Below are 12103 nucleotides of genomic sequence, written 5' to 3' on the forward strand. Positions count from 1 at the left end.
CTTACTTCATCTGCTGATCCAGATTAAGAATCGTCAGCGCATTACTCACGCTGGTTGCCAGTACATCAACCACACCGGAGCGCAATGCACCCAATAATGCCAATGCCTTACTGTTTTCAGCTGCCATTACTACCACAGTCGGGATATGGCGCAGCTCATCCATGCTCAGGCCAATCACCCGATCACTCATTCGGGTATCGGCTTTCTTGCCCTGACTGTCAAAAAAGTCATAACCGGCAATATCACCGACCACACCTTTACGGATACGGGCCTCAACAATTTCCTGCGGGGTAAACCAGCCCAGTTTCACCATATGGCTGTTTTCATCCATATCCCCGACACCAACCAGTGCAACATCAGCGCGGCGGGCACGATCCAGCGTCTCTTTCACCGTCCCGTTCTTCATGAAGGCTTCTTTTACCTTAATGTCTTCAACATAGGCCGGCGCATACAAGGTCTCACTGATCCCGTCGTATTTCTTTGCCAGCTGACGGCAGATGTGGTCTGCATTAATCGCATTACCGGAGCGGTGCGTACCGCCAATCCCGCACACAAAACGGCATTTACGCTGAGGTACAACGCCAACATGGCCGGCAATAGAAGCAATATTTCGCCCCTGCCCGACCGTTACCACCATGTCGTCGGTCAACGTCGATGCCAGATAGCTTGAAACCAGACTTGCCACTTGCTGGCGCTGAGTTTCATCGTCCGGCTGATCCAATGCAATCAGCGCCCGCTTCAAATTGAACCGCTCTATCAGTTGCTGCTCAAGCTTTTCACTGAACACCGGGTGATACTTGACGGTGATCTCAACGACGCCCTCATCACGGGCCCGTCGCAGCATACGACCGACTTTGGCTCGTGACATACCGAACTTTTTCGAAATCTCTTCCTGCGTCGCCCCGTCCTGATAATACGCAATCGCGATTTCTGTCAGCAGATCACTGTCTACATGTTGAGGGTCACTCATCACCTGGCTCATTTTGCCTTCCTATTCCTCTTAGCATCTTTGTGTACGGCTTACATCACAATGGGAGCCATGTTACCTGATCCGGCCAAGGCATGAAACGGAGGAAACAGGTCATTACCCACAAACTGATACCAGGGAACTATTGGTAATAATTACCGTCTTATTGTTATTTATCAGTATTTACATTCCTTATAGTCTTTATTTTATTACCAACACAAACAAATAAAGCTGAGTAAAAATAGAATATAAAAAACTCTCCAGCATAATTTAAATAATCATACAGAGATAAATAAAGCATCGACATCATTACAGGTAATTAAAAGTAATCCGTCTGTATTTTAAGTCAGTATTCGGTGTTTATGGGTATAAATAACAGCACGACCTTCACGACAAAAGCCCACCAATGTTAAACCTGAATCATCAGCCAGCTTTATAGCTAAAGCGGTAGGTGCTGATACGGCCAATAATATCTCCACGCCAACAGAGGTAGCTTTCTGGACTATTTCGTAACTTGCCCGGCTGGTGATAAGAATTGCGCCTTGCTGTAAGTCATTATTTTGTGCCCGGGCACCAATCAGCTTATCCATGGCAATATGCCGCCCCACATCTTCATAAACTGCCTTGACCTCTCCGACCGTATTCAGCCAGACAGCTGCATGGGTGCATCCAGTGGTCCTGGCTAGTATCTGGCTGTCATACAACGACTTAACAGCTTGATTTATGACAGATAAGTTAATATTACTAGTATCCAAAACCAACGATACCGGCTTAATTGCCTGCTTAAGATGCTCAACACCACATAAGCCACATCCCGTTCTTCCTACCATATTACGGCGCCTTTCCTTTAACGCCATAAAGCGCCGCATTTGCAGTTCAATATGAACTTCAACGCCAACTTTATTATTTATTATTTCAATATATTTTATTTCTTTAATATCATTTATGATTCTTTCTGATAAAGAAAAACCTATCGCAAAGCTCTTTAATTCAGAGGGTGTCGCCATCATTACTGCATGGGAAACACCATTATAAATAAGTGCTACCGGTACTTCTTCAGCAATAAAATCGACACATTCTGTTTTTATTCCATTCTCATATTTAATTATTTCCATCTCTGAATACTCTACGTAATCATGAGATTCATCACGCGATAAATTACAAAGCATAGAACTTAATATATTAATAATTGACGACATTAAAATTGCAGTTAGAATAACCCACTTCCTTTGTAATACAATTATTATTTAATAAAGTGAGCGAGTTGACTTTGAATATAAGTAGACGTCAATTATTTAAATTATGCGCAGGAAGTGTTGTGAGCACTTCAATCGCATCGCTGGCAGCGATCCCGAAAAAAGCCTGGGCTCAGGCGCGGGAATTCAAGCTAACTGCCGCGAAAGAGACACGAAATTCCTGTTCATACTGCTCTGTCGGTTGTGGCCTGCTGATTTACAGCCTGGGTGACGGTGCAGGTGATATCAAACAAAAAGCCTTCCATGTTGAAGGGGATCCGGATCATCCGGTAAGCCGCGGCGCTCTTTGTCCTAAAGGCGCAGGTCTTGTCGACTTCATCAACAGTGAGCAGCGCCTGAAATACCCTGAATACCGCGCACCGGGTTCAGACAAATGGCAGCGTATTTCCTGGGAAGAAGCCTTCAGCCGCATCGCCAAACTAATGAAACAAGACCGCGATGCCAACCTGATTCAAACAAACGAAGAAGGCACCACAGTGAACCGCTGGCTTTCAACCGGCATGCTGTGTGCGTCGGCAGAAAGCAATGAAAACGGCTGGTTAACCCAGAAGTTTGCCCGCGGTATCGGACTGGTATCAGTTGACACCCAAGCTCGCGTTTGACACGGCCCTACGGTAGCAAGTCTTGCTCCAACATTTGGCCGCGGCGCGATGACCAATCATTGGGTAGATATTAAAAACGCTAACCTGATCCTAGTTATGGGCGGTAACGCCGCTGAAGCTCACCCTGTCGGTTTCCGCTGGGTAGTGGATGCACAAAAACACAATAACGCAGAACTCATTGTTGTCGATCCCCGCTTTACCCGTACAGCGGCACTGGCAGATCACTATTCGCCGATCCGTTCAGGTAGTGATATCGCCTTCCTGCTAGGTGTGATCCGCTACCTGATCGAAACCGACCAGGTGAATCACGAATACGTAAAAGCATATACCAATGCGAGCTTTATCGTTCGTGACGACTATGCGTTCCACGATGGTCTGTTCTCCGGCTACGATGCGGAAAATCGTCAATACGACCGTAGCAGCTGGTTTTATCAGCTTGATGACAACGGCCATGCACTGACGGATGAAACCCTACAGCATCCGCGTTGTGTGTGGAACCTGCTCAAAGAGCATGTGGCCCGCTATACCCCGGAAGTTGTCACCAACATCTGCGGTACGCCAATCGACGACTACAAGAAAATTTGTAAATTACTTGCCGCGACAGCAGCCGACAATAAAACGGCGACGATCCTGTACGCGACAGGCTGGACTCAGCACTCAAAAGGCGCTGAAAACATCCGTTCGATGGCAATGGTTCAGTTGCTGCTGGGTAACATGGGCATGGCCGGCGGCGGCGTTAACGCCCTGCGTGGTCACTCAAATATTCAGGGGATCACAGACCTTGGCCTGCTGGCACAAAGCCTGCCGGGATACCTGAAGTTACCGTCGGACAAAGACATCAACTTTGATACTTACATTCAGCATCATACACCAGTGCCGCTGCGACCAGATCAGACCAATTACTGGCAGCACTACCCGGCATTTTTCGTCTCCCTGATGAAATCATTCTGGGGCGACAAAGCGACTGCCGAAAATGGCTGGGGCTTTGAGATGATGCCGAAGTGGGATCAGATGTATGACATGATGAAGTACTTCGAGATGATGAACAAAGGGGAAGTGAACGGCTATATCTGCCAGGGCTTCAACCCGCTTGCGTCCATGTCGAACAAAAACAAAATCATCAACAGCCTGTCTCAGCTGAAGTACCTGGTTGTTATCGATCCGCTGGTAACCGAAACCTCAACCTTCTGGCAACACAAGCCGGATGTGAACGAGGTTGATACCGCGAGCATTGAAACTGAAGTATTCCGTTTGCCGACCGCCTGCTTTGCCGAAGAAGACGGTACGATTGTGAACTCATCACGCTGGCTGCAGTGGCACTGGAAAGCCGCAGACAAACCGGCCGAAGCCAAAGGCGATGCCGAAATCCTTGCCGGTATCTTCCTGAAGATGCGCGAGATGTATCAGCATGAAGGTGGTACTTATGCCGAGCCAATCCTGTCGCTTAACTGGGATTACGCTAATCCGGAAGAGCCGCAGACAATTGAGCTGGCAAAAGAGCTGAACGGTAAGAACGCTCAGGGCAAACAGCTATCAAGCTTCTCGGAAATGAAAGCCGACGGCTCTACCAATGCCGCTTGCTGGCTTTATGCCGGTAGCTGGACCGAAGCAGGTAACCAGACGGCACGCCGTGACAACAGCGATCCATCCGGTTTAGGCCTGGCGCCAAACTGGGCATGGTCTTGGCCGGCAAACCGCCGCGTTCTGTATAACCGCGCTTCCACTAAGCCGGACGGTACACCGTGGGATAAACGCCGTACTCTGGTGGAATGGAAAAACAACCGCTGGACAGGCCCGGATGTGCCTGACTTCAACGCCAAGCTTCCGCCATCGAGCAATGCCGGTCCGTTCATCATGCAGCCGGAAGGCGTCGGCCGTCTGTTTGCGCTAGATAAAATGGCCGAAGGCCCGTTCCCGGAACACTATGAACCATTCGAAACGCCGCTGGGCACTAACCCGCTGCATAAAAATGTGGTTTCGAATCCGGCAGCACGGATCTTCAAAGATGATTTGGCTCAGCTTGGTGACAAGGAAACTTTCCCGTACATCGGTACCACATACCGCCTGACGGAGCACTTCCACACCTGGACCAGCCATTCGCGCCTTAATGCGATTGTCCAACCGGAGCAATTCATCGAAATCGGTGTTGAGCTGGCAAACGAGAAAGGGATCAAGAATGCCGACATGATCCGGGTATCGTCAAAGCGTGGCTTTATCGAGGCGAAAGCCTATGTGACCAAACGGATTGCTCCGCTGCATGTTAACGGCCAGACCGTACATACCGTGGGGATCCCGATCCACTGGGGCTTTGAAGGCCATACCAAGCCAAGCTACCTGGCTAATACCCTGACGCCGAGCGTTGGTGATGCCAACTCGCAAACATCCGAGTACAAGGCATTCCTGGTTAATGTGGAAAAGGTGAAGTAAGCCATGACAATGCAATCTCAGAATATTATTCGCAGCTCTGCAACTTCGTCGCTTACGCCACCGGCTCAGGGACGACACCATCAGGTAGAAGTGACCAAACTGATCGACGTAACCTGCTGCAGCGGTTGTAAAGGCTGCATGGTGGCCTGCTCGGAATGGAACGATCTGCGTGAAGACGTCGGCAGCTTCCAGGACTCTTACCAGAACCCTGAAGATACGACCGCCCATGCCTGGACCACGATCCACTTTAAGGAAGTGGAAGAAGACAACCGCTTCAAGTGGCTGTTCAGCAAACATAGCTGTATGCACTGCTCGGATCCGGGCTGCCTGAAAGCCTGTCCGCAGCCCGGTGCCATCGTTCAGTACGAAAACGGCGTGGTGGATTTCAACTCTGAAAAATGTGTCGGCTGCGGCTACTGTATCGCCGGCTGTCCGTTTGATATCCCACGCCTGAATCCGGTCGATAACAGGGTGTACAAGTGCACCCTGTGCCTCGACCGCTTGCAGGCTGGTCAGGCGCCATCGTGCGTAAAAACCTGTCCGACCGGGGCTCTGCGCTTCGGTGCTAGGGAGGAAATCCTGCACTATGCCGAGCAACGTGTTGCTCAACTGAAAGCCAAGGGACACAGCAAAGCCGGGATCTATAACCCGCAAGGCGTTAACGGCACCCATGTGATTTATGTTCTTCATGATATCACTCAGCCGGAGCACTACGACCTGCCGAAAGAGCCGAAGATCGGCACCTCGGTAACCTTGTGGAAAGACGCGCTCAAACCGCTGTCGGCAGCCGGTTTTGTCGGCACCCTGGCGCTGGCAGCCATCCACAGGATCACTGTCGGTCGTAACCGGGTCAGAGCCGAAGAAGAAAGCGAATCACACCAGGACAGCAAGGCAGAAGGAGATAAGTAATGAATGGGGGAAAAACCATTTTACGTCATAAGCCGTTAGATCGCCTTGCCCACTGGACAGTGGCTTTCACCGGGGTGATGAGCCTGCTTTCAGGCCTGTCATTCATGTTTGCGCCGCTGCACTGGCTGAGCTTTATCTTCGGTACGCCGCAACTGGCACGCATCCTTCACCCTTTCTTTGGGGTGGCGATGTGTCTCGGCCTGTTCTTCCTGGCTTTCCGGTACTGGCACCACAATCACTTTGAACAGGGTGATCTGAAATGGATGCTACGTATTAAGGATGTGCTGCTGGAAAATGAAGAGCGGATCCCGGAAGTCGGTCAGTACAACCCGGGGCAGAAACTGATCCTGCGTCAGTTCCTGGCATCAGCCGTTCTGCTGTTGGTATCCGGTATCGTCGCATGGCGGGCCTATTTCTCCGCTTACTTTGATATTGAGTATGTTCGCCTTGCCCTGCTAACCCACTCGGCCATTGCTGCGCTATTTGGTATCAGCCTGCTGATCCACGCTTACATGGCGTACTGGGTTGAAGGTTCTATCGAAGGCATGCTTGACGGCAAAGTCTCACCGGCTTGGGCGAAACAGCATCACCCGCGCTGGTATCGCGAATTGTTTGCTAAAAAAGCACCGAATAAAAAGACCCAAAGTAAAGAAACACAAAAATAAGTCGTTCGCGGCTTCAACAGAAGCTTCAGGCATATGCCTGCAGCTTCTTTATTTTTCTTAGAAAGGTTAACCCATGAGTGTTCGCATTCTTGAAAAAGACACCATCACCCGGCAGTCTGCCGATGGTTTCAAACCGCTGATCATCGGTCAGCCGCAAACCATTTTTGAATCCCGTGCAGCCCGACTACGCCAGCTGGCCAAAGAGTCATTTATGGCTGACTACCTGCTGCTGGTCGGCCAAATCACCCAGGTACAGGCAAACCTAACCGCAGCCTACCAGGATAAAGTTCAGCTTCAGCCTCAAATCAGTGAGCAAATGCCGCTGAGTGTTCAACACTTTGAGCCGGAAAACATCTGGCTAGATATCCTGAATGATCTGATCGAACAATTGGCTCCGCTGGTTAGTGACGACATCAAAACAACACTGGAGCAACTGAATCAGCAAGCAAACGATGCGCTGGTGAATTATGGCAAAGCACTGCGTCAGGGCAATTTCGAACTGGTGCCAGCCGAACAAGCGATCTTCATCTGGGCGGCACTCAATACCTTCTTCAGCCTGCTTGTAGCCAACAGCCGTTTTGAATGGCAGCAGGAAGGAAATGAAAACCTGCTCCATTGCCCACTTTGCCACAGCGCGCCGGTTGCCAGCATGGTTAACGATTCAGGGCACCGCTATCTCCACTGTAGCCTGTGCGAAGCACAATGGAACAGTATCCGCGCCCAATGCACCCAGTGCGGTGATAGCCGCCAAATCAAACTGGCCAGCCTGGAAGAAAACGACGCTCAGGTTCGCGCCGAAACATGCGATGAATGCCAGAGCTACCTCAAGCTGATGTTCCTTGAAAAAGACCATCAGCTTGATGCTGTTGCCGACGATCTGGCCTCGCTGGTCCTTGATGTCAAACTCAGCGAAACCGCCCTGCTGCGCAGCGGCTTCAACCCGTTCTTGCTTCCCGTTTTACAGTGATCAGAAAAAATCATGACTGCGAATAACTTATACGGCCGACTTCCGAGCGTCGACAGGCTCCTGCACCTTGCGGAGCACCACAACCTGCCTGAACGACATGGCCGAACCAATACCCTTGTTCGGATTCGCCAGCTTCTCGATGAAGCCCGCCAGGTTATTCGCCAGCAACAGCAACTTCCCTCATGGATTGGTAACAGGGACATTGACGAACCACAACTCTGCCGACTGTTGGCTGACGGACTGGAAAAGCAGTCCCAGCCGGGTCAGCGCCGGGTGTTCAACCTGACCGGCACAATACTCCATACCAACCTTGGCCGGGCCCAACAGGCCGAAGCCGCGATTGCCGCAGTTACTCAGGTCATGCGCCATCCGGCGACACTGGAATACTCACTTGCCAACGCACAACGAGGCCATCGAGATCAGGCCATCAGCCAATTACTGCAAGAACTAATCGGATGCGAGGATGCCTGTATCGTCAATAACAATGCCGCCGCCGTGCTTATCATGCTGGCGACAATGGCTGCCGGTAAAGAGGTGATTGTCTCTCGCGGTGAACTTGTGGAGATCGGCGGTTCATTTCGAATTCCGGATGTCATGAAGCAAGCTGGCTGCAAACTGGTTGAAGTGGGTGCCACCAACCGCACCCATTTACGTGACTATCAGCAAGCTATCACGGATCAAACAGCCTTGCTGATGAAAGTACACACCAGCAACTACATGATTCAAGGCTTTACCAGTGCAGTCAGTGAATCCGAACTGTGCCAGCTTGGCAAAGAACAACAGCTCCCGGTTGTCAGCGATCTGGGCAGCGGTTCACTCATCAACCTCGCCGAATACGACCTGCCAGCCGAACCCATGCCACAATCTATGATTGCTGATGGCATCAACCTGGTCAGTTTTTCCGGGGATAAATTACTTGGCGGCCCACAGGCTGGGATCATTGCCGGTGACAAAGAACTGATTGAACTAATCCAGCACCACCCACTCAAGCGGGCACTACGTTGTGACAAGATGACACTGGCATCTCTTGAAGCGACTCTTAACCTCTACCGTCACCCGGAACGACTACCTTGTGAACTGCCAACACTGGCGAAACTCACCCGTCCACTAAGCGAGCTGAATGCTCAGGCGCAGCGGCTTCTCCCTGTACTTCGACAATTGGCAGGCTCGCATTTCCACCTTCAGGCTGAGCCAAGTATGGGACAAATCGGTAGCGGAGCACTACCGACAGAACAGCTGATGTCAATTGCTATCACCTTCAACCCTAAATCAGGCTCAAACCAAAGCCTTCATCATCTGGCTGAGCAACTGGCAGGCGGAAACATCCCGATTATTGGCCGGATTCATCACGACAAACTTTGGTTATGTATGCGCGGCCTCAGTCACGAAGCCGATTTCATTGAACAAATCAACACCCTGATTGCCAACCAGCACCAAGAGATACCCGCATGATTATTGTGACAGCCGGACACGTCGACCACGGCAAAACCCACCTGCTACAAGCACTGACCGGAACTGATACCGATCGCCTGCCGGAAGAACAAAAGCGAGGTCTTACGATCGATCTGGGCTACGCGTTCATGCCACTGTCTTCGTATCATCAGTCATCGGATAATCAACAATCAGATAACCCAGAGGCTTCCCCGGACAACATCCTCGGCTTCATTGATGTTCCCGGCCATGAGAAATTTCTCAGCAACATGCTGGCTGGTGTCGGCACCGCCCGGCATGCCATGTTTGTGGTCGCCAGTGATGAAGGTCTCATGCCGCAAAGCTACGAGCACCTGAAAATTTTGCATCTTCTGGCAATCGAAAGCCTGACGGTCGTGTTAACCAAGTCAGATAAAGTCAGCAAAGAACAACAACAAAACAGAGAAGCAGAACTGGAAAGGGTTCTCACACAATATGGTTTTTCATCATGGAAGCTATTTGCTTGCTCTGCATACACCGGTGACGGCATCGCCGAATTGAAACAACACCTCAAAGCCCTGACAGATAAATGCAATCAGCAACCCAAAACTATCAACAGCTTCAGACTTGCCATAGACCGAGCCTTTACCGTCAAAGGCACAGGACTGGTTGTGACCGGCACCGTCCTGAGCGGCCGGGTAAAAATAGGCGATCATCTGTATCTAGCATCACGACAATTACAAAAGCCTATTAAGATCAGAGTAAGAAGCCTGCATTGCCAAGGAAAAAAAGCCGAACAAGCACATGCCGATCAACGTGTCGCTCTCAATCTGAGCGGTGATATTGATAAAGACAAACTGTCACGAGGGGACTGGTTGTTTGCTATAGAGCCACAAGCACCCAGTTCTCGGATCACTGTCACTCTAAAAGCAGATCAGGCCATAAAACACTGGCAGCAAGTACAGGTATTCCATGTTGCTTCCCACATAACTGCCCGCTTGGCGCTACTTGAACAACAACATATTGATGCCGGGCAATCAGGGCTTGCTGAGTTGGTGTTTGATAATCCACTGCACATTACCGAACAGGACAAATTGTTGATCCGTGATCCGGCCGCCAAGATCAGCCTGGGTTCAGCAACAGCCATAGAACTATCACCGCCAACCAGAGGCAAACGCAAACCTGAACGCCTAACCCGGCTGAACCAGCGGGCCACACTCACTCAACCGCAAAATATATTGCAGCTGTCACTACAAAACGCGCCGGTTCATATCGACGATTTCTGCTGGCAACATCAATTATCACCAGAAGATCTCTCAAAGCAGGTTGATAATGATAAGCAGCAAATAATTCAAAGCTGGCTTTGCCATTTCTCTTACTTGGAAGATTTGGAAAACCACATAATAGAGAGCCTGACCCTCTATCATCAAAACTGCTGTGATCATCTTGGAATAGGCCGGGATCGCCTTCACCGAATGGCTGCACTCAGCCATCCAAAAACAATCGTCGATCATCTACTGCAAGTAATGGTGAATAAAAACAAGCTGTGTAATACCAGAGGCTGGCTGCACCTGCCGCAGCATCAATTACAGCTAACAGCTGAAGAACAGATTTTATGGCAACAAATCGAATCTGAATTTGAAAAAGCAAAAGCACCATTATGGATTCGGGACATCGCCAAAGCTTGTAATCGAGAAGAAAAAGCCCTGCGCCTGTTCAGCTATAAACTAGCTCAACTCGGCTTCATCACCGCCATAGTCAAAGACCGCTACTGCACGAACCGCGCACTGATCACCATTGCCGATATCATCAGACAAAAAATAGCTGAAGAGAAAAAGTTAGAAACCGCAGATTTTCGAAACCTCACCGGGCTTGGGCGTAAAGTTGCTGTACAGCTATTGGAATACTTCGACAAAATCGGCTTTACCAGACGCTATCAAAACCATCGTCTTCTAAGGGATGAGGGGTTATTTAAAGAATAAGAGAAGAGAAGAGAAGAGAAGAGAAGAGAAGAGAAGAGAAGAGAAGAGAAAGTGGCGGAAGAACATAGGAGTCGAACCTACCCAGGACTGCTGGCAGCCCTACCCGGATTTGAAATCCGGACGCATCACCGGATACGCCGTTCTTCCGTCTAATTTGTGTGACATATTTTATGTGCAAGCAGCCTTCTTTTCAATACTTTCCTCATAAAAGAATCGAATTATTTATTAAATAAATCAGTTGATTAACCTATCCTGCATCAATATAAAACGAGCCTGTTACTCAAGCAAAAAACAGGCTTTATACTTGAATTCAGCATGTTACTTTTCCTCCTCTTCGGCTTATCAAGCTTAGCCATTCTGATCGAACCATTCCTCAGGAAAACACAGCCCATAAGCTCAGATTTAGCGACCGCTTTGAAGCCTCATTATCAGCTCAATCACGTACAACTTTATTACCCATGATGAGCTAAAAGCTGAACGCTTTTTCATTTATTACTTTTCCCTCTACTTTTACCACAATAAGTATCTGATTTTTAATGATTTTATTTCTGTACAGCTTTTTTCCCACTATATTCTAAAAGCTAAAAGAGCTGTACATGCTTTCATTTTTCTACTTATCACGCTAACAACAACCTACTTAATCACATGAAAGTAGGGAAAAAATGCGAAGAGAAACAAGTCGACAGTCGGAGTCGGCCTTTTGGGCACGACAAGAAAATAAAGGGCTTTCTGGAAAGCTGGGGACAAATAAAAAAGGGTTAGAGCAGCAGGCGAAACGGCCGGACTTGCGTTCAATTAGACGCGCAGTCTGGGCTTCTTAATAAGTGGCGGAGCGGCCGGGCTGGCGCTCCAGCGGGACTCATTCGGCCGAAGGACGAACACAAGTCTCCAAATACAAAAAAGCCCAAGTCTTTCGAC

8 protein-coding genes and 1 tRNA gene are annotated in these 12103 nt (G+C 49.5%); 6 read left to right on the forward strand and 3 right to left on the reverse strand.

Annotation, left to right across the window (positions count from 1 at the left end):
- Position 1: 1 nt before the first annotated feature.
- Both C942_RS14305 and fdhD read right to left on the reverse strand, forming a co-directional pair.
- The gene (locus C942_RS14305) at positions 2-982 is read right to left on the reverse strand and encodes a sugar-binding transcriptional regulator (RefSeq protein ID WP_007466777.1); all 981 of its coding nucleotides are present in this window, start codon (positions 980-982) and stop codon (positions 2-4) included.
- Positions 983-1308: 326 nt separating this feature from the next.
- Positions 1309-2166: a formate dehydrogenase accessory sulfurtransferase FdhD gene (fdhD, locus tag C942_RS14310; RefSeq protein WP_232428180.1), complete on the reverse strand. Its 858-nt coding sequence runs from the start codon at positions 2164-2166 to the stop codon at positions 1309-1311.
- Between the two features lie 71 nt (positions 2167-2237).
- Between fdhD and fdnG the strand changes: the two genes are divergently transcribed.
- The 6 genes from fdnG to selB all read left to right on the forward strand — a co-directional run bounded on the left by fdnG (position 2238) and on the right by selB (position 11185).
- Positions 2238-5252, forward strand: coding sequence for a formate dehydrogenase-N subunit alpha (gene fdnG / locus C942_RS14320; RefSeq protein ID WP_157372631.1), 3015 nt, complete (start codon positions 2238-2240; stop codon positions 5250-5252).
- 3 nt (positions 5253-5255) lie between these two features.
- Positions 5256-6161, forward strand: a complete 906-nt coding sequence (gene fdxH, locus C942_RS14325) for a formate dehydrogenase subunit beta (protein WP_007466781.1) — start codon at positions 5256-5258, stop codon at positions 6159-6161.
- Complete coding sequence (locus C942_RS14330) at positions 6161-6826, forward strand: formate dehydrogenase subunit gamma (protein WP_007466783.1); 666 nt, start codon at positions 6161-6163, stop codon at positions 6824-6826. Before fdxH ends, C942_RS14330 begins: the two co-directional genes overlap by 1 nt.
- Positions 6827-6899: 73 nt before the next feature.
- Positions 6900-7793 carry a formate dehydrogenase accessory protein FdhE gene (fdhE, locus tag C942_RS14335; protein WP_007466786.1) on the forward strand — a complete coding sequence of 298 codons (894 nt, stop codon included), beginning with the start codon at positions 6900-6902 and terminating at the stop codon, positions 7791-7793.
- 12 nt (positions 7794-7805) lie between these two features.
- Positions 7806-9245, forward strand: a complete 1440-nt coding sequence (selA, locus tag C942_RS14340) for an L-seryl-tRNA(Sec) selenium transferase (protein ID WP_007466788.1) — start codon at positions 7806-7808, stop codon at positions 9243-9245.
- Positions 9242-11185 carry a selenocysteine-specific translation elongation factor gene (gene selB / locus C942_RS14345; protein WP_007466790.1) on the forward strand — a complete coding sequence of 648 codons (1944 nt, stop codon included), beginning with the start codon at positions 9242-9244 and terminating at the stop codon, positions 11183-11185. The genes selA and selB overlap by 4 nt, the downstream gene beginning before the upstream one ends.
- 52 nt (positions 11186-11237) lie before the next feature.
- Here selB and C942_RS14350 read toward each other — a convergent pair.
- Positions 11238-11332 (reverse strand) — tRNA-Sec (locus C942_RS14350).
- Between the last annotated feature and the right edge of the window lie 771 nt (positions 11333-12103).

It is taken from the genome of Photobacterium marinum (assembly GCF_000331515.1).
GTDB lineage: Bacteria > Pseudomonadota > Gammaproteobacteria > Enterobacterales > Vibrionaceae > Photobacterium > Photobacterium marinum.